The sequence below is a fragment of the Streptomyces sp. NRRL F-525 genome, from assembly GCF_000716605.1.
Lineage (GTDB): Bacteria > Actinomycetota > Actinomycetes > Streptomycetales > Streptomycetaceae > Streptomyces.
On sequence record NZ_JNXE01000004.1, the window covers coordinates 187,107 to 206,035 of the forward strand.

Consider the following 18,929-nt stretch of genomic DNA (forward strand, 5'->3'; position numbering starts at 1 on the left):
CAGGGAGCCGTACGCTGGACGGACCGGACGGCGTCGCCTTGCAGTTCAGGGCGCGGTCACATGACCGAAGCCCTGCCGCGGGGGTTCTCCTACGATTCCGCTGGTGAAGACGTGGAATGTCCTGGAAGTCTGGGGAGACGCGTGTACGAAGCCGGGCTCCTCGGCCGCGACCAGCAGGTGAGGGTCCTGCACGACCTGCTGGGCAGGCTGCCCGCCGCCGGTGGCGCCCTGGCGCTGGAAGGCGGTCCGGGCGTCGGCAAGTCCGCGTTGCTGCGGGCCGTGGCGGAACGTGCCCGGTCGGCGGGATGGCGGCTGCTGGAGGTGGCCGGGGACTCCGACGACGCGCCCTTCAGCGGTCTGCACGCGTTGCTGCGGCCGGTGCTCGGCACGGCCGAGTCCCTGCCGGCGGGACAGTGCGGCATCCTGCGGTCGGCGTTCGACGGCGGTTCCGGACCGTCGCCGGAGACCCTGCGGGTGGCCCTGGCCGCGTTCAACCTGCTCACGGCGGCTGCGGCCGAGCAGCCCGTGGTGCTGATCGCCGACGACGCGCAACGACTCGACGGGCCCACCCGGGACGTCCTGGCGTTCCTGGCCCGCAGGGTCGACGACAACCCGATCGTCGTCCTTGCGGCCCTCCGCCCCGGACGCCCCCTGCCGGGCGTGCCCGTACTGGACGTGCCGGTCCTGGACGAGCCCGCGGCGCGACGACTGCTCGCTCGCCACGCGGCCGCACTGGCACCCGCCGTCCGCGAACGCATCCTCGGCGAGGCGCTCGGAAACCCGCTCGCCCTGGTCGAACTCCCCATGGCATGGCGCCCGTTGGGGCCTCCGGGATCCTGGGCCCACCTGCCGGTGAACTCCGCCCTGGAGACGGCGTTCGCGGCCGACCTCGGCGACCTGCCGGACCGGACACGGGACGCCCTGCTGGTCGCGGCCGTCGACCAGGTCGGAGACCTCTCGGAGATCCTGGCGGCGGCCTCCGTCCTCGCCGGGCGCGCGGTCGCGGTGGACGTCCTCGACGGCGCGATCGCGGCCTCGTTCGTACGCCTCGACCGGACGACCCTGCGCTTCTCTCATCCCGTGGTCCGTTTCGCGGTGCTGGGCGCGGAGCCGCAGGCCCGCCGACAGGCCGCCGACGCGGCCCTGGCGCAGGTGCTGACCGAGGACCCGGACCGGCGCACCTGGCATCGCGCCCAGTCCGTCAACGGCCCCGACGACGAGCTGGCGGACGAACTGGCCGACGCCCACGCCTCGTTGCTCCGACGGCACGGAGTCGTCGCGGCCATCTGGGCCCTTGAACGCTCGGCACAGCTCACCACGGACTCGGTCACCCGGGGCCACCGGTTGCTGGCCGCGGCCGAGCACGCGTACGGGCTCGGGCGTATCCGCCTGACCCACTCGCTGATCGAGGCCGCGGAACATCAGCGACTCGGCGCCTCGGACCGGGCGAAGGCCTGGTGGCTGCGGGACCTCTCGGACGCGGAGCCGCAACCGGGCCCGGCACGGACCCAAGGGCCTCCGGACATCGGCGAGTTGTCGGCCTGCGACCCCGACCTCGCCCTCGACCTTCTGCTGAGCGCGGCACTCCACGTTCACCGCACCGCGGCCGACCCTGCCGCGCGGGCCGGCGTCGTCGAGGCCACCCAGCCCGTCACCCTCACGAACGACCCACGCCACCTCGCGACCCTGGCCCTCACCGAACCCGTACGCCACGGCCGGGAGTTGACCGATCGGCTGCCCTCGCGCGAGACGGTCGGGGACCGCCCCGACGCCGACGGACTGCGGCTGCTCGGCATGGCCGCGCACGAGATCGGGGATCCGGTCCGCGCGGTCGACCTGCTCGGCCGGGCGGCACCGATCCTCCGTGAACAGGGCCGGCTCGGCCTGCTCGCGGAGACCCTCCTCACCGAAGCCGCCGACCTGCTGTTGCTCGGTGACTGGCCGCGTGCCGCTCAACTCACCGAAGAGGCACGGCGGATCGTCGCCGGGATCCGACAGCCGGCCATGGTCGCCGCCCTCGCCGCCACGGACGCGATCGCCGCCGCACTGCGCGGACAGGTCGCACGGGCACAGGAGTTGGCCGACACGGTGGCCGCGTGGCAGCGCCCTGATCTCGTCCCGGCGCTACGGCTGGCGCGTGGGCTGGCGCGGCTGGCGGAGGGGCGGTACACCGAGGCGTACGACGAGTTGCGGCCGCTGCTCGACCTGCCGCCCGAGGGCCTGCGGTGGCAGGGCTTCGCCGCGTTGACGCCGTTCGTCGTGGCCGCGGACCGGGGCGGCGACCGTGAGGAGGCCGTGCGTGTCCTCGCGGCCGTGGAGGAAGCCGCGCGGGTGACTCCGGCCCCGCTGCTGCACGTCCAACTGCCCTACGTGCGCGCCGTGTTGGCCCCCGGTACGGCGGCCGAGGAGCTCTACCAGGCCGCGTTGGACCAGGACCTCTCCCGCTGGCCCCTGGTCGAGGCGCGGACGGAGCACGCGTACGGACAGTGGCTGCGACGCCACCGCCAGGCCGCCCGGTCCCGCGCGCTGCTGCACTCGGCACGGACCGCCTTCGACCTCGTCGGCGCCTGCGACTGGGCGGGGCACAACGCGGCGCACGGAGCCGACAACCCGCTTCCGTCCATCGCCGAACTCCTGTCGCCCCAGGAGACGTTGATCGCGCGGCTGGCCGCGGAAGGGCTCTCCAACCGGGAGATCGCGGAACGGCTGTACCTGTCCCACCGCACGGTCGCCGCGCATCTGTACCGGGCCTTCCCCAAGCTCGGGATCACCTCGCGCAGCGAGCTGGCCCCGCTGTTGAGGCCGGCCGGTCAGGACGGTCCGGCGGTCCTGTGACGCGGGGCCGGAGTCACTTGCGCCTCCGCCTGGGCGCACGGGGCGGCCGTAGCAGCGCGCTGCGTTCTCCTTCCGACATGCCGCCCCACACGCCGTAGGACTCGGGGCCGTTCATCGCGATGCGGGCGCAGACCTCGATCACGGGGCAACTCCCGCACACGGCGCGGGCCTTCTTCTCCCGCGCCCGCTTCGCGGTGCCGCGTTCGCCGGGCGGGGAGAAGAAGACGGAACTGTCCATGCCCCGGCAGAGGGCGTGCTGCTGCCAGTCCCAGTAGGCGGCGAACGGGCGATGGCGAGGGATCATGACGCTTCCTCCCGGTGACGGGTCGATCCGGTGCGGATCATCGTCGTCGCCGGGGCTGCGTCACGGCTTCAGTCGATTGACCGATGGGCGGTCGGTATCGGCTCGGAGTCGTTCATCTTCGCCCGGTTCTGGGCGAGGAGTGACCGTACGTCCTGCTCGACCTGCTCGGCGCTGATCCCGAGGACATGGCCCATGTGGGCCGACCACACCTCGGAGCGGATGTTGGTCTCGAAGTCGAGGTCGGCGCGGACCTTCTCGCGGATCGCCTGTCGGTTCTGGCTCACCATCACGAAGGTCGACAGGAAGATCGCCTCCAGGCTGACGATCATCGTGAGCAGTCCGAACGGGTAGGGGTCCCAGACCGCGGACGGGCCGAACAGGCCCTCGTTGAAGGTGATCCAGACCGCGAACCACAGCGCGTGGAGGTACACGAACCGCATGGTTCCGGCGAAGGTGGTGATCGCGTCGGCGATCCGGTCCTGGGTTCCGCGCATGCGCGCGAGCACGGCCTGCTCGTTCGGCAGTCGTATGTCCAACCCATTGGTTCCAGGGGGCACGGGCACTCCTTGATCCGCTGCTCACGAGAGACGTCCGTCAGCGTAGGGACGGGCCGGGCGCGTTCCTTGGGTCAACTGACTGCGGGCGAGGCGGCATTGCGCATCCGTACGCCGTCCATTGAGTCGATTGACCCAAGCGGGCCGGGACGGCGCGACGGAAGAGTGACGGGCAGTTGAGGCGTGTACCCCGGTACCTCGCGTCATCGAGCAGGACGTATCCGTCAAGGAAGGGATCACCATGTCGGACCCGACGCCGCAGAAGAACGCCACCTCGGACGGCCCCGCCGGCCGGCTCGCCGAGCTGTCCCAGAAGGCCCAGGATGCCCAGCGCACCGTGGCCGCGAGTGTCGCGGAGGACCGGCAGAAGCTGTCCGCCGCGGTGGCCGACGCGAAGGACAAGGCCGAACAGGGCGCGCAGCGGCTGCAGTCGAGCGGCCAGCGGGCCAAGGCCAACGTCACCGGAAGCTGGAACCAGGTCCAGACCTCCTGGCAGGACCACGTGGGCTCGGTCCGCACGAAACTGGAGGACCGCAAGGCCGAGCGCGACGCGAAGCGGCTGGGCCATGCCGCAGACGAGGCCGAGGACTACGCGGCCGACGCCGTCGAGTTCGCGATCGCGGCCGTGGAGGAGGCGGAGTACGCCACGCTGGACGCGGTGCTGGCGCGGGTCGAGGCTGACGAAGCGGCCGAGGCCGCGCAGTAGCCGTCGGCCTCTGACGCGCCCGCGGGTGGGGCGGACGGCCGGACGGCCGGGGCAGCGGGTCGTGGGACACCACCCACGGCCTGCTGTTTTTGGCGGGCCGGTACGGAGCGTTTTCGCCTTCCGCTCCGTCGTCGCGCGACGGTTCCGGCGCGACGGCGAGGCGGCCGTGTGGGCGGTCACTGTCGTCGGCTCGGAATGCTGTGACCGGGAACATCGACCCCTGTCACTGGATCAGCGACGATCTTGTTGTAGAGGGGAGAGTACGCGTATTCCCTCGCGCCGACTGGATATATTTCTTTAGGCAAGCAACTTGACGGAGGGAAGTCGGTGACCTCACGGCCTGGAGCGGACCTGGTCGGTCGCGCGGCCGAGTCGCGGCTGTTGGACGCGCTGTCGGCCGGGCGGGACGGGGGACCCGGCCTGCTGCTGCGCGGCGGCCCGGGGGTGGGGAAGACCGCGCTGCTCGACGCCGCCGCGGCACGGGCCGTAGCGGACGGCACGCGTGTACTGCGGTCCTCCGCCGTGGAGTTCGAGGCCGGGATGACCTACTCGGCGCTGCATCAACTGCTCTATCCGCTGCGCCGGGACGCCGAGCGGCTTGCCCGGCACCATCGTGATGTCGTCGACCGGATCTTCGGGCTCGCGCCCGGACCGTCGCCCGATCCGTTGGCCGCCGGGACCGCGGTGCTCGCGCTGCTCGGTGAAGTCGCCGTGGAGCGGCCCTTGTTGATGGTCGCCGACGACGTGCCGTGGATCGACCGGGCCAGTGCGGCCGCGCTGGGTTTCGTCGTCCGCAGGATCAGCGACCATCCGATCGTGTTCCTGGCCGCCGCACGGACCGGCGCGGACAGCTTCTGCGACCAACTCGACCTGTCCGTACGGGAGATCGAGCCGTTGGACGATGCGGAGGCGGTCGAGTTACTGGACGGCCGGTGGCCCGAGCTGGGGCCGTCGGTACGGCTGCGGATGCTGGCCGAGGCCGCGGGAAACCCGTTGGCGCTGCGGGAGTTGCCGAAAGAGCTGAGCGTCCGGCAGCGCTCGGGCCACCTCCCGCTCCCGGCGCTCCTGCCCCTGTCCGGGCGACTGGAGGCGGCCTTCGCCTCCGCCGTCGAAGGGCTCCCCGCGCCGACCCGAACCGCCCTTCTCATGGCCGCAGTTGATCCCGGGATCGGCCGGGCCGTGATCCGGCGGGCCGCGGGGGAAGCCGACGGCTCCGATGCCCTCGCCCCGGCGCGGGAAGCCGGCCTGCTCCAGGTCGACGCGCGCGTCGGCCGCATCACCTTTCGTCATCGGCTGACCCGCGCCGCGATCGTGCACCTGGCGTGCCCCGGCGAACGCCGTCGCGCCCATCTCGCCCTGGCCGCGGCCCTGACCGACGTACCCGAGCGCCGGGCGTGGCACCTGGCCGAGGCCACGACCGGACCGGACGAGGCGCTGGCCCGGGCGCTGGACGAGGCGGCCCTGCCCGCCTGGCGGCACGGCGAGCCGGCCGTCTCCGACCGGCGGCGCGGCGCCGCGTCCGCCGCCGTATCGGCGCTCGTGCGGGCCGGTGAACTCAGCCCGCACCCGGACGACCGCTCCCGCCGACTGGTCGAGGCCGCTTACTTCGCGACCTTCACCGGCCAACTCGACGACGTACCAAGGCTGTTGGCGGATGCCGGACGGGCCGCCGACCCACCGGGCGGACTCGCCTTCGCGGCCACCGCCCAGCTGCTCACCCACGACGAGGGTGACATCGATGCCGCGCACCGCCTGCTGGCCCGGGCCCTCGACGACAACGCCGCCGCCGCCACGGAGGACGACTGGGACCACAGCGGAATCCTGTACGCGCTGCTCCTCGTCAGCGTCCACACCCACCGCCCCGAGCCGTGGCGGCTCCTCAAGACCGCGCTGGACCGGTTCGAACCGACCGCGATGACCGCGATCAGACTCTGCTACGAGGCGTACGTCCACCCCACCACCGCCTCCGACGCGTTGCGCAAGGGCCTCGCCGACGCCTTCGCGGCGCTGCCAGCCGACGCGGCACCCTGGGAACTCATCCCCCTGGCGCTCGCGGCGGTCGCGATGGACGCCCTGTCGGACCACCGGTACCTGGTCTCCCGCATGATCGAACGCGAACGCGACGGCGGTGCGGTCGCCATGGCCGTCCCCGCGCTGATGCTGCTCTGCCACGACTCCTACGTCCACGGCCGATGGGACGAGGCCGAGAGCCTGGCCCAGGAGGGGCTGGACCTGGCGGCGGCCCACGGCTACCGCTTCTGGGAGCGGCAGATCCGGGCCCTGCTGGCATCGGGCGCGGCGCTGTGCGGTGACGCGGACCTCGCCCGGACCCGCAGCGAGGAGACCACGACCTGGGCCGCACCCCGAGGCATCGAGGTGATGGAGGCCTACGCCCACTCGGCCCGCAACCTCGCGGCCATGGGCCAGGGCGACTACGAGGAGGCCCACGTCCAGGCGGGCCGGATCGATCCCTCCGGCGCACCGGGCACCGGCATCCCGGGCCGGTGGCAGGTCCTGAACCTGGTCGAGGCGGCCGTCCGCACCGGCCGCGCAGACGAGGCCCGCGAGCATGTCGCGGCCGCGCGGACGGCGGGCATCCACCGGATCTCCTCGCGCACCGCGCTGCTCTGCGCCGGAGCCGAGGCCGTGGCCGCCGACGAGGACGACGCCGGTCCCCTGTTCAAGGCCGCCCTCGCCCTGCCCCACGCGGCCCGGTGGCCGTGGGAGCACGCGCGCATCCAGCTCGCCTACGGACAGTGGCTGCGCCGCACCCGCGACCACCACGCCCGCCGCCATCTGAGCGCCGCCCTCGAGACCTTCGACCGGATCGGCGCCAAGGCCATGGCCCAGCGGGCCCGCAACGAACTGCGCGCCACCGGCGTCGTCACCCCCAGCGGGCCCGCCGCACCGGCCGCGACGCTGACCGTGCAGGAACGGCAGATCGCGGAACTGGCGGCCGTGGGCCTCACCAACCGGCAGATCGGCGAGCGGCTGTTCCTCTCCCACCGCACGGTCGGCTCCCATCTGCACCGGCTGTACCCCAAACTCGGCATCACCTCACGCGCCGCGCTCCGCGCCGCCCTGGAGGCGATGACACCCGGAGCCACGGCGCGGGCCGCGGGTCCGGCTGTACCGTAGAACGAACCCTTCTGATCAGTGAGCCGGAGAAGACATTGGTCGACAAGGAGATCAGAGCCCTGGCGACCGTGCTGCTCGAACGCGTCGGGGAACTGGCGAAGGAGATGGCGGCACGGATCCGCGCCGGCTCACGGGAGTACCACTACGACGCGGTGCCCGAGGAGGACCTGGAGGAGGCCTGCCGGACCCATGTGAGCAACGCGCTCCAGGCGCTCACCGGGCAGGTACCGCTGGACACGGAGGCTGCCGCCGACATCGGCCGCCGGCGCGCCCGGCAGAACGTGCCGCTGCCCACCGTGATGGCGGCCTACCGCGTCGGCGTCAGGTACTTCTGGGAGTCGGTCGTAGCCGAGGCCACCACAACTGCCTTGGTGGGCAACGACGTTCTGGTCGCGGCCGCCACCGCCATGTGGGAGATCCAGGACGGCATCACCGAGGCCATGGTCTCCGGGTACCACGACGCGGTGGCTCAACGCCTCCTCGCGGGCGAGCAGGAACGCTCGGCGCTGGTGGAGGCACTCCTGGAGGGCAGGAGCATGGACGCCGACGCCGTGTGGTCCGCCGCGGAGGTGCTGCGCGTGCCGCGCGGGGGACCGTTCACCGTGGTCGCCGCCGAGGTGCCACGGATCGGCCGCCAGGCCCTGCCGGACATCGCGGACCTCCTGACCCGGCGCGGCATCCGCTCCGCCTGGCGCCTGCGCCCCGACCTCCAGCTCGGCATCGTGCACCTGCGCACCCCGCGCGATCTGCCCGACCTGGTCGAGGTGTTGCGCGCCCACGCGGAGCGACGCGTGGGCGTGAGCCCCTCCTACGACGACCTGAACCGCACCGGCGACGCCCTGCGCTTCGCCAAGGTCGCGATGCGCGGCGGCGACGCGGAGAGCAGCGCGGTGACCGTCTTCGACGACTCACCCCTCGCGGTCGCGACAGCGGGCGCACCCGACGTCATGGCCCGCGTCGCCACCAAGGTCCTGGGCCCCGTCGAGGCCCTGCCCGCCGACGAACGCGCCCTGCTGCTGGACACGTTGGACGTCTGGTTCGCCTGCGGCGGCTCCGCCGAGGAGGCGGCCAAGCGGCTCTACGTCCACCCGAACACCGTCCGCGCCCGCCTGCGCCGCATCACCGAACGCACGGGCCGCTCCCTGACCGACCCCCGTGGAATCACCGAACTCGCCCTGGCCCTGCGCGCCGTACGGCAGACTCCGAGGCCCCCGACCCCGGAGTCGACCGATGGGCTCTAGGCGGCGGTACCGCCCGCGTAGTCGCTCTTGAACGTGGTCTCGATGGTCGTGGCGACGGACTGGGCGACTCCTGTGCCGGTGAGGATGATGCCCAACTCCCGGTTGTTGGACAGGGAGTTGCTGCTGATGTTCATCGAACCGGCCTCCACCTCCTGGGTGGACAGGCCGTAGTCGGCGACCATGGCCTTGGCGTGGATGTAGAACCCGTTGGGGTCGGAGTATCCGACGACCGTGCCGCCCGCCGCCTTGATCGCGGACACCTCGCTGGAGTAGTCGCCCGGCGTCTCCAGCACCACCCGCACGGTCACACCCGCCTTCGCCCTGGCCACGATCGCGTTGACCACCGTGCTGTCGCTGAACTCCAACTCCTCGACGTCCAGCGTCGTGGTGGCCGCGTTGATCACGGTCAGCAGCCGGGCGCGGGAGTCGGTGGGGGACCAGAGCAGGTGGTCGCCGTCGGTCGGGGTGATCGAGGTGCCGGCGTAGTCCGCGTTGAACACCTTCTCGATCGCGGCGACATCACGGGTGTCGTCGGTGAAGACGCCGTAGTCGCGGCCGGTCGAGTAGTACTGCGAGGTCAGATTGCCGGTCAGGACGAGCGACTTGGTGGCGTCCACGGTGATCGTCTTCTGGTGCGTGTAGACGAAGCTGGACGGCGACCACACGACACCCACGCCCGCGTTCGTCAGCGCCGTGTACGCCGAGCTGTTGGCGGACTGGTGCGCGCGGTCCAGGACCACCCGCACGGTGACGCCCTTCTTCTCCAGGGCGATCAGGTCGTTGACGGCCGTGGTGTCCTCCAGCTCGTACATCGTCATGTCGAGCGAGGTGGTGGCCGAGTTGATGAAGTCGTAGATGGTCGGCTGAGTGGTACCGGCCTGCGAGAAGGCGAAGGCCGTGTACGTCGCGGCGTTGGCGGGGACAGCCGTGACGAACAGGGTGGCGCCGGCGGCCAGCGCGACACCCGCGCGGCCGAGGAACGTCCTCAACATGCGTGACTCCTAGTCGAGTTGATGCCCACGTGGGGGGTGGCGGGCAGGTGCATGACACCACGCGCGTAGAACGCGGAGGAAGAGAGGCCGGGTGAACTCACGATTACCGTCCACGAGTTCAGCTGGACAAAGGGGACTCCGCGCAGGTGGGACCCGGTTCATGGGGTCCCCGCGAGTTAGCAAAAACTTCGTAGCCACAGGATCCCGGGTCAACGACAGCGCCCCTGAAGGGGCGCGGGGAACTGCGCGCCCAGCCCCAACGGCGCGGCACGAGAACGACGGCATATCGGGGCACTTCGCGCGGAGCGCCTAGGCTGCGCCCCGACACTCACATCAACCCCAGGAGCACCTCCGTGTCCAACCCGCCCCCCGCCCCTCACCCGCTGCTCGAACCCGTCCTCGCCCTCCTGGGCAACTGGCACGGCCAAGGCAAGGGCGAATACCCCACCATCGACGGCGACTTCACCTACGCCCAGGACGTCACCTTCACCCACGACGGTCGTCCCTTCCTGCACTACGAGGCCCGAGCCTGGATCCTCGACGCCGAAGGCGCACCACTCCGCCCGGCAGCCCGCGAAAGCGGCTGGTGGCGCCTCCAGCCCGATGCCCGGATCGAGGCACTCATCACCCAGCCCACCGGCATCGCGGAGATCCTCGTCGGAACCGCCACCGCCGGCACGATCGACCTCACCACCCACCAGATCGCCCTCACCCCCACCGCCAAGAACGTCACCGCCACCCGCCGCCGCTACACCCTGACCGACGACGCCACCCTCACCTTCACCCACGACCTGGAAGCCGTAGGACAACCGCTGCAACACCACCTCGCCGCGCAGCTCCACCGCACGGGCTGAAATGGACTGATCAGAAAGCCTGTTCACGGCGTTGCTTTCCGAATATCCGATCGTTGATCTCCTCATGCAGTGAGCGGTGCCCGAGCGGCATGGAGGCGTGGATCGACAGTGGTGCCCGGCGGCCTCCCGTGGGCAGGCGAACGGAGAGCCCTGTGCGCATGAGTGACCTTCAACGGTGCGAGATCCGGCCCGGACGACTCGTCGAGTGGACGCTGCACCCGGCGGCCGTAGGAGCGGCGCGGGCCCTCCCGGACGACGCGCGGCCACCGGCGTACGTGCAGGAGTCCCACATCCGGACGGCGCGCTCGGTGCGCGAGGACGGGCTGTTCGTGCCGACCTGGCTCGGCACCGCCTTCGACATGCCGGGGCGGATCGAACTCGACGTGCTCCAGGGCGCGTTGCGGTCCTGGATGCTCCGGCACGAGACGCTGCGCAGCGGCTTCCGGTGGGCCGGTGACGAGATGCGCCGCTTCACCCTGGACGCCGACGCCGTGGCCCTGCACCGCGAGGACGTGGGGGAGTTCGCGGACGCGGTGACGCTCACCCGGTACCTGCAGGACCGTTTCGATGTGACGGCCGACGCGCTCACCTGGCCCAACTTCCTCTTCGCGGCGGTCGTCCGCGACGACGGCACGAGCGTCTACCTCGCCTTCGACCACAGCAATGTCGACGCCTACTCCCTCCACCGCATCGCGGGCGAGGTCCATGAGCTGTACGCGGCCGGCCTCGCCGGGAAGGCCGTCGAGTCGGCGCCCGTCGCCAGTTACATCGACTTCTGCGCGGGCGAGCGCACGGACGCCGACCAGATCGACGACACCCACACCGTCGTCTCCCGCTGGCGCGAGTTCATCGCCCGCTGCGACGGCAAGCTGCCGAACTTCCCCGTCGACCTCGGCCTCGACCCCGAAGGGCCGCTGCCCACCCAGAAGTTCCTCCAGGAGATGCTCGTCGACGACAAGGACGCGGCGGCCTTCGAGGCGTACTGCCGCCCCTACGGCGGAAGCCTCGTCGGCATCCTCGCGGCCGTCGCACTGGCCGCCCGCGAGATCAGCGGCCTCGACGTGTACCGCACCGTCGTCCCCTTCCACACCCGCGCCAAGTCCCGCTGGGCCGACTCGGTCGGCTGGTACGTGGGCGGCGCCCCGATCGAGATCCCCGTGCAGCACGCCACCGACTTCGACCACGCCCTGCGCATGGTCCGCGCCACCCTCCGCGAGAACCGCCCGCACGCCCGCATGCCCATCGCCCGCGTCCTGCGCCTGCTGGGCGCCGACTTCCGGCCCACGTCCCCCGACCTGTACTCGATCGTCTCCTACGTCGACTCGCGCCCCCTGCCCGGTTCGGAACGCTGGCAGGAGCTGAAGGCGTACGGACTGATCCGGGTGTCGTACGGCGACCAGGTGTGCGCGTGGGTGACCCGGGTCCACGAGGGACTGCAGTTCGCGTGCCGCGTCCCGGACAACGTCATCGCGGACAAGAACATGCGGCTGTGCATGGAGCTGGTGCGGGAGCGGCTCGTCGAGGTGGCCCGGCAGGCCCTGCCCGCGGCGGTCGGTCCCGCCTAGGGGTGGGCGGGGGCGCGCGGCACCTCACCGTACCGACCTGCGCACGCGCGCCCCATGTCCGAACAAACATGGTGCAGGACCGTTGACCGACCGGACGGACGGGACCTACGTTCTCTGCAGGCGAAAGCGCTTGCCATACCCCCGCCGTTCATCCGACGCGGCCCGATCGGTCGTGCTCCCGTGCCCTGCCGTCCGTCCGTTCCCCCCACCTTCTGCCGGACGGTGCAACAACTCCTGACCTCAGACAACGATGTCCACGCTCCACTCAGGAGGCATCGCCATGACGCCACCCAGTTTCCGGAGACGAGCTGTCCTCGGCGCCGCCGCGGGCGCCCTGTTCGCCCCCCTCCTCGCCGGCTGTTCCGACGGCGCCGGAGCGAGCACGGCGGCGGGCGGCAAAGTGACACTCACCTTCGCCTGGTGGGGCAACGACGACCGTGCGCAACGCACCAACGCCGCCGTGGCCCTCTTCGAGAAGCGCCACCCGAACATCACGGTCCGCACCTCCTTCGCCGGCTACCCGGCGTACGTGCAGAAGCTCGCCACCCAGGCGGCGGGCGGCGACCTCCCGGATGTGGCCCAGCTCGACTACCGCCAGATATCCCAGTACGCGGGCAGCGGGACCCTCCTCGACCTCGGCCCCTACGTCAGGAACGGCACGCTCCGGACGGCCGACTTCGACAGGACCCTGACCCGCACTGGCGTCTACGACGGCAAGCAGTACGCCCTACCGATGGGCAAGGGAACGACCGGCATCGTCTACGACGCCGCCGTCTTCAAGAAGGCCGGAGTCGCGACACCTCAACCGGGCTGGACCTGGGACGACTGGGCCGAGGCGGGCAAGAAGATCACCGCGCTCGGTATGAAGGGCCCCAACGGGCATGCCTACACCGGCCTTTCGGACCTCGGGGTCAACGAGGACGCCTTCGAGACCTGGTTGCGCGGCAGGGGCAAGGAGTTGTACGCCTCCGAGCACCGACTCGGCTTCACCGCCGACGACTTGACCGACTTCTGGACCTTCACCGACAAGCTGCGCCGCGCGGGCATCGTGTCGCAGGCCAGGGACACCGCCCAGGTCGGCGGCGCCGTCGAGGACACCCCGATGGGACGCGGTATCGCGGCGACCGACTTCAACTGGGACGCCCCCTTCCTCGGCTACCCGCCCCTGCTCGGCGACCAGGTCCACTTCGCGCCCGTCCCCACGACCGACGGCAAGGTGGGCCAGTACTTCAAGCCGACCATGCTCATCGGCGCGGGCGCCGGGACCCAACACCCCAAGGAGGCGGCCGAGTTGATCGACTTCCTGCTCAACGACCCCGCCGCCGGCGAGATCCTCGGCGTCACCCGCTCCACACCCCCCAACGAGAAGATCGCCGAGGAGATAGGCAAGGGCCTGACCGGCCCGGAGAAAGAGGTCTACGACTACGGCCGCACGATCGCCGCCCACGGCACCTCGGCCCCACCCATGGCACCGCCCCGCGGCGACGTCGTCCTCCAGGTCTCCTTCACCCGCGACTACCAGCGCGTCTCCTACGGCATGGAGAGCCCGCGCGGCGCCGCCGAGGAGTACGTCGCCGAGGCGAAGCGGGAGCTGCGATGACCACCACGGCGACCCCACCGCCCCGCACCGCACCCGCCACCGCGCCACCACCGGAACACCGCAAGCGCGGTCAACGCAGCGGCCCCGCCTACATCTTCCTCTCGCCGTGGATCCTCGGAGTCGTCCTCCTGACACTCGCCCCCATGGCCGTGTCCCTCTATCTCTCGTTCACCGACTACAACCTCTTCGACCCGCCCAAGTGGGTCGGACTGCGCAACTACAGCGACATGTTCACCGCGGACCCGAGGTACTGGCGCTCGGTGGGCACCACGCTCCTCTACGTCGTGGTCGCCGTCCCCCTCAAACTCGCCATCGCCCTCGGCGTCGCACTGCTGCTCAGCAACACCCGCAAGGCCAAAGGCTTTTACCGCTCGGCCTTCTACGCCCCTTCGCTGCTCGGCGCGAGCATGGCGGTCGCGCTGGTGTGGCGGGCGCTCTACAACGACGGCGGCACGGTCGACGAACTGCTGTCCTCCATCGGCATCCACACCGGCGGCTGGGTCTCGGACCCGCACCTCGCGGTGTTCGTCGTCGCGCTGCTCTCCGCCTGGCAGTTCGGCGCCCCGATGGTCATCTTCCTGGCCGGGCTGCAGCAGATCCCGGTCGACCTGTACGAGGCCGCCGCACTCGACGGCGCGGGACGATGGCGCCGGTTCGTGTCCGTGACGCTGCCCATGCTGTCCCCGGTGGTCTTCTTCAACCTCGTCCTGGAGACCATCCAGTCCTTCCAGGTCTTCACCCCCGCCTTCGCCATCAGCGGCGGCAACGGCGGACCGGCCGACTCGACCGAGTTCTACACGCTCTACCTCTACGAACGGGGCTTCACCGCCTCGCACATGGGCTACGCCTCCGCCATGGCCTGGGTCCTGCTCCTGGCCATCGGCGCGGTCACGCTCGTCCTCTTCAGGACCTCACGCTCCTGGGTCTTCTACGCCAACGAGGGGGCCTGATGGCCACGACCGTGCCCGACTTGAAGAGTGCCGCCGCACTCAAGACCGACGTCGGCCGCACCCGCACCGCCGCGATCGCGAAACACCTCGGCCTGGTGGCCGTACTCCTCGTCCTGCTCTACCCGTTGGTGTGGCTCCTCGCCACCTCGCTGAAGCCGGCGAACGAGGTCCTCACCAGCCTCAAACTGCTGCCGAGCCACCTCGAGTGGTCGAACTACACCACCGCCCTGGACGGAATCAGCGGCGTCTCGATCACCCGCCTGCTTCTCAACTCCCTGCTGATCAGCGTCGGTTCGGTGATCGGGAACGTCGTCTCCTGCTCCCTCGCCGCCTACGCCTTCGCCCGGCTGCGGTTCCGGATGCGGGGCCCGATGTTCGGCTTCATGATCGCCACGTTGATGCTGCCGCACCACGCCGTACTGATCCCGCAGTACATCATCTTCAACAAACTCGGCATGGTGGACACCTATTGGCCGCTGATCCTGCCCAAGTTCCTTGCCACGGAGGCCTTTTTCGTCTTCCTCATCGTCCAGTTCGTGCGCGGCCTGCCGCGAGAGCTGGACGAGGCCGCCCGCATCGACGGCTGTGGACCGTTCCGCATCTTCTGGTCGGTGGTCCTGCCGCTGACCCGCCCGGCCCTGATCACCACCGCGATCTTCACCTTCATCTGGAGCTGGAACGACTTCTTCACCCAGCTGATCTACCTCTTCGACCCGGAGAAGTTCACGATCACCCTGGCCCTGCGCAACTTCGTCGACCAGTCCAGCACCTCCGCCTACGGCCCGATGTTCGCGATGTCGGTGATCTCGATCGTGCCCATCGTGCTGTTCTTCTTCGCCTTCCAGCGCTACTTGGTCGAGGGCATGGCGACCTCCGGACTGAAGGGCTGAGCCGATGAGTTCCCTCGCACCCCAACGCCGGGAACCCGGTGAGGTGTTCGGCCCCCGCTTCACCCTCTTCGCCGACATGCTCGCCGTCGGCCTGGCGGCGGCGGTCGCCTCCCTCCCCCTGATCACGGCTCCTACGGCGTTCGCCGCGGCCTGCGCGGTCCTGCGCCGGTCGATCCGCGAGGACCGGCCGGCGAGCATGGGGGAGTATGTCGGTGAGTTCCGCGCCCATGGACCGCGCCGTGTGCTGCTGGCGGGCGTGACGGTGTTCGCGGCGGTGACCTTGGTCGTCCTCGACCTCGCGCTCGCGGGGGCGGGTCTCCCGGGAGCCCGTCCGATGTCGTGGGCGCTGACCGCTGTGGCAGTGGCGGGACTCGTTGTGGGCCTGCGCGCCGCGGGCGATCCGGAGGTGGCGCGCGGCTGGCGCCCGGCCCTGAGCAGGGCCGTGACCCGGTCAGTCACAGATCCGGTGGGCTGCGCGCTGATCGCGACGGCGGTCGGGCTGTGCGTCGCGTTCGTGTGGATGTTGCCGCTGCTCGCCCTGCTGCTGCCGGGGCCACTCGCCTTTGCGATCACGGCAGTTGAGCTGCGTATCGAGCCGGCCTGCGAAGACGCTGCCGTCGGTTCGGGAGGGTGACGGGCGACTCGCCTCTCGACGGGTGGCGGGATCCCGTCGGACCCTGTCACTGAGTCCTCTGGTTGCCTTCCGTACCCGCTTCTACGGTCGAGGGAGAGGCCGGCGAACGCCGGCATCCCCTCCCACGGAAGACGCCACATGCACGTCCAGATTGTTCTGTTCGACGGCTTCGACCCGCTCGATGTCGTCGCTCCCTATGAGGTCCTGTACGCCGGTGGTGCCGCGTCCGGTGGCGCGGTCACCTTGGAACTCGTCTCGGCCGAAGGGCCTCGGGACGTCGTCAGCGGTACCGGTGGCCTGATGCTGCGGGCCACCGGAACCCTCGACCCGGCCCGCTCCGGCCTCGTTCTCGTGCCGGGTGCTTCCGGGCGGGTGGGGGAGCCGGGCGAGGTGCCCGACATCGACGCCGGCGGTGAACCGGCGTGGCGGCAGGACGAGTTCATCCCCGTCCTGCTCGGCCGCACTCTGAGCACCGAACTGCCCGGTCTGCTGAAGGCCGCCATGGACAACCCGCGGATCACCATGGCCGCGGTGTGCGGCGGCTCGCTGGTGCTGGCCATGGCCGGGCTGATCGAGGGCCGCAACGCCACCACCCATCACCTGGGCCTGGACATGCTCGAAGCCACGGGTGTGAACGCCGTCCACGCCCGCGTCGTCGACGACGGCGACCTGGTGACCGGCGCCGGCGTCACCTCCGGCCTTGACCTGGGCCTCTACCTGCTGGAGCGGGAGATCGGTCCGCGGATCGCCCATGCCGTGGAGGAACTGTTCGCGCACGAACGCCGGGGCACCACCTGGCGGGCCGAGGGTCCGACGCCAGCCGCCCCGTAATCGCCGCCCACCATAAGAAAGAACCACTCATGCCCATCGAAGGCGTCTGGGACCTGACCATCGCCACACCCGTCGGCCGCATCAAGCCCGTCGTCGAACTGACCCGCGAGGGCGACGAGTTCACCGGAGTCGCGCACGGCGCGGGCGAGGAGGTCCCCCTCCGCGACATCGTCGTCGACGGCGACCGCATCACCTGGAAGCAGGCGGTCACCAAGCCGTTGCGCCTGAACCTGACCTTCGCCGTCACCGTCGAGGGCGATGCCTTCACCGGCACCTCGAAAGCGGGCCCTCTCCCTGCCTCCAAGGTCACCGGCCGACGCCGGGTCACCGGGACGGACTGACCTGCTCGGCCCAGCCGCTCCAGCCGGGGATCGCCTCGCACGCCTCCCGCCACGCGGACGGGATGCCGGCCGTGCCGGTGCGGGCCGCGACGACACCGCCCGCGATCGCGCAGGTCGTGTCCCGGTCGCCCCACCCGGCGACGGTCTGCCACAACGCCTCGGGCAGATCGTCCAGTTGACCCGCCGCGCACCACAGGGCGAACGGCACGGTGTCCGGTGCGGAGATGAGTGTTCCCGAGCCCAGCACCGACGCCGCGTGCCGTACCGACGTCCGCCCGGAGAAGTTCGCGGCGACCAGCAGCCCGGAGCGGACATCGCTCTCCGGCACGAGCGAGGCGACCTCCCGCAGGAACTCGGCGCGTGGCAGGGCCTGTTGATCCGCACCGGCGGCCGCCAGCGCGGCGGCGACCGCCACGGCCACCGCTCCCGCGACGGCCTCCGGGTGCGCGTGCGTGGTCAGCGCGGACAGCCGGGCCTGCTCGGCGGCGGCCACGAGGTCGTCCCGGAACCAGGCCCCCAGCGGCGCGACCCGCATCGCGGCACCGTTCCCGTAGGACCCCTGCCCGCCGAACTGCCCGGTGGTGACCGCCTGCCAGTCCTCGCCGTCGCCGATGCGGCGCAGGATGCCGTGCATGGAAGGGCCGTAGCCCCGACTCGGGTCGCGCTCGTACTCGGCGGCGAACTCCCGTGCCAACGCGTCCGGTTGGACCTCGCCATGAGTCATCAGATGGGCGAACAGGACGAACGCCATGGCCGAGTCGTCCGTCCACAACCACGGCGCGGGGCGCAGTTCCCGCGCGGCCCACAGCTCCTCGGCGTCCTCGTCGGACCGGGTGAACCAGCCGTCGCCGAAGGCGTCTCCCATCACCAGCCCGTCGAGGGAGGCGTGGGCGTGCCGCGGACTGCTCATGGCGGGGCTCCTGTTAATGATCGGTGGGCTCGGCACATCGTAGTTAAGGTGCCTGGATGGAGCGGATCTTGGTGGTCGGAGTGACAGGCGCGGGCAAGTCGACGCTCGCGCGGGCCGTGGGCGAGCGGCTAGGCGTGCCGTACCACGAGATGGACGCCCTCTACTTCAGCGGCCCCGACTGGACCGTCAACGAAGGCCTGACCGACGACGTCCTGCGTCTCACCTCCGAACCCCGCTGGATCATCGACTCGATCGGCTCGCCCGAAGTCCGTGATCTGCTCTGGGAGAAGGCCGACACGGTGCTCTGGCTGGACTACGCGAGACGCGTGATCATGCCGCGCGTCCTGCGCCGCTCGCTCCGGCGCACGGTCACCCGCGAGAGTGTCTTCGGCGGCAACAGGGAGACCTGGGCGGGCTGGCTGAGCCGGGAACACCCGGTCTGGTGGGCCTGGTCCCAGCACACGAGCCGGCGCAGCGAGATCGAACGCCGGATCAGCGATCCCCGCTTCGCCCCGCTCACCGCACACCGGTTCGCCCGCCCCGACGACACGACGGCCTGGCTGGCGAACCTGGGATGACGTGCT

General features: G+C 71.0%; 17 protein-coding genes. 13 read left to right on the top strand and 4 right to left on the bottom strand.

Annotated elements, in window-relative coordinates:
- Nucleotides 1-141: 141 nt before the first annotated feature.
- Nucleotides 142-2,835: an AAA family ATPase gene (locus tag OO69_RS07985; RefSeq protein ID WP_033279752.1), complete on the top strand. Its 2,694-nt coding sequence runs from the start codon at nucleotides 142-144 to the stop codon at nucleotides 2,833-2,835.
- Between the two features lie 13 nt (nucleotides 2,836-2,848).
- On the opposite strand, the gene OO69_RS07990 is transcribed toward OO69_RS07985, so the two are convergent.
- On the bottom strand, nucleotides 2,849-3,139 hold the full coding sequence (locus OO69_RS07990; protein ID WP_033279753.1) for a WhiB family transcriptional regulator: 291 nt from the start codon (nucleotides 3,137-3,139) through the stop codon (nucleotides 2,849-2,851).
- A 68-nt stretch (nucleotides 3,140-3,207) separates the two neighbouring features.
- Nucleotides 3,208-3,675, bottom strand: a complete 468-nt coding sequence (locus OO69_RS07995) for a DUF1003 domain-containing protein (protein WP_033279754.1) — start codon at nucleotides 3,673-3,675, stop codon at nucleotides 3,208-3,210.
- A gap of 259 nt (nucleotides 3,676-3,934) precedes the next feature.
- On the opposite strand from OO69_RS07995, the gene OO69_RS08000 reads away from it, so the two are divergent.
- From OO69_RS08000 to OO69_RS53695, 3 genes are all read left to right on the top strand, one after another.
- Nucleotides 3,935-4,399, top strand: coding sequence for a hypothetical protein (locus OO69_RS08000; RefSeq protein ID WP_051800839.1), 465 nt, complete (start codon nucleotides 3,935-3,937; stop codon nucleotides 4,397-4,399).
- A gap of 327 nt (nucleotides 4,400-4,726) precedes the next feature.
- Nucleotides 4,727-7,537: an AAA family ATPase gene (locus tag OO69_RS08005; RefSeq protein WP_051800840.1), complete on the top strand. Its 2,811-nt coding sequence runs from the start codon at nucleotides 4,727-4,729 to the stop codon at nucleotides 7,535-7,537.
- 35 nt (nucleotides 7,538-7,572) lie between these two features.
- A complete protein-coding gene (locus OO69_RS53695) occupies nucleotides 7,573-8,778 on the top strand; it encodes a PucR family transcriptional regulator (protein WP_033279755.1) in 1,206 nt (401 codons plus the stop codon).
- Here OO69_RS53695 and OO69_RS08015 read toward each other — a convergent pair.
- Nucleotides 8,775-9,770 carry a phospholipase D-like domain-containing protein gene (locus OO69_RS08015; protein WP_033279756.1) on the bottom strand — a complete coding sequence of 332 codons (996 nt, stop codon included), beginning with the start codon at nucleotides 9,768-9,770 and terminating at the stop codon, nucleotides 8,775-8,777. The genes OO69_RS53695 and OO69_RS08015 overlap by 4 nt on opposite strands.
- A 353-nt stretch (nucleotides 9,771-10,123) precedes the next feature.
- Between OO69_RS08015 and OO69_RS08020 the strand changes: the two genes are divergently transcribed.
- The 8 genes from OO69_RS08020 to OO69_RS08055 all read left to right on the top strand — a co-directional run bounded on the left by OO69_RS08020 (nucleotide 10,124) and on the right by OO69_RS08055 (nucleotide 17,435).
- Nucleotides 10,124-10,624: an FABP family protein gene (locus OO69_RS08020; RefSeq protein ID WP_234444366.1), complete on the top strand. Its 501-nt coding sequence runs from the start codon at nucleotides 10,124-10,126 to the stop codon at nucleotides 10,622-10,624.
- 158 nt (nucleotides 10,625-10,782) lie between these two features.
- On the top strand, nucleotides 10,783-12,189 hold the full coding sequence (locus OO69_RS08025; protein ID WP_033279758.1) for a condensation domain-containing protein: 1,407 nt from the start codon (nucleotides 10,783-10,785) through the stop codon (nucleotides 12,187-12,189).
- A gap of 280 nt (nucleotides 12,190-12,469) precedes the next feature.
- Entirely contained in the window at nucleotides 12,470-13,789 is a 1,320-nt protein-coding gene (locus tag OO69_RS08030) for an ABC transporter substrate-binding protein (protein ID WP_033279759.1), read from the top strand.
- The gene (locus tag OO69_RS08035) at nucleotides 13,786-14,739 is read left to right on the top strand and encodes a carbohydrate ABC transporter permease (protein WP_033279760.1); all 954 of its coding nucleotides are present in this window, start codon (nucleotides 13,786-13,788) and stop codon (nucleotides 14,737-14,739) included. The genes OO69_RS08030 and OO69_RS08035 overlap by 4 nt, the downstream gene beginning before the upstream one ends.
- Nucleotides 14,739-15,629, top strand: coding sequence for a carbohydrate ABC transporter permease (locus tag OO69_RS08040; protein WP_033279761.1), 891 nt, complete (start codon nucleotides 14,739-14,741; stop codon nucleotides 15,627-15,629). Before OO69_RS08035 ends, OO69_RS08040 begins: the two co-directional genes overlap by 1 nt.
- A gap of 4 nt (nucleotides 15,630-15,633) precedes the next feature.
- Entirely contained in the window at nucleotides 15,634-16,263 is a 630-nt protein-coding gene (locus OO69_RS08045) for a hypothetical protein (protein WP_033279762.1), read from the top strand.
- A gap of 138 nt (nucleotides 16,264-16,401) precedes the next feature.
- Entirely contained in the window at nucleotides 16,402-17,094 is a 693-nt protein-coding gene (locus OO69_RS08050) for a DJ-1/PfpI family protein (RefSeq protein WP_033279763.1), read from the top strand.
- Nucleotides 17,095-17,123: 29 nt separating this feature from the next.
- A complete protein-coding gene (locus tag OO69_RS08055) occupies nucleotides 17,124-17,435 on the top strand; it encodes a hypothetical protein (protein ID WP_033279764.1) in 312 nt (103 codons plus the stop codon).
- Here OO69_RS08055 and OO69_RS08060 read toward each other — a convergent pair.
- Entirely contained in the window at nucleotides 17,419-18,345 is a 927-nt protein-coding gene (locus tag OO69_RS08060) for an ADP-ribosylglycohydrolase family protein (protein WP_033279765.1), read from the bottom strand. The two genes, OO69_RS08055 and OO69_RS08060, sit on opposite strands and share 17 nt — an antisense overlap.
- 56 nt (nucleotides 18,346-18,401) lie before the next feature.
- Here OO69_RS08060 and OO69_RS08065 point away from each other — a divergent pair, with 56 nt between their 5' ends.
- Entirely contained in the window at nucleotides 18,402-18,923 is a 522-nt protein-coding gene (locus OO69_RS08065; protein WP_033279766.1) for an AAA family ATPase, read from the top strand.
- Nucleotides 18,924-18,929 lie beyond the last annotated feature (6 nt).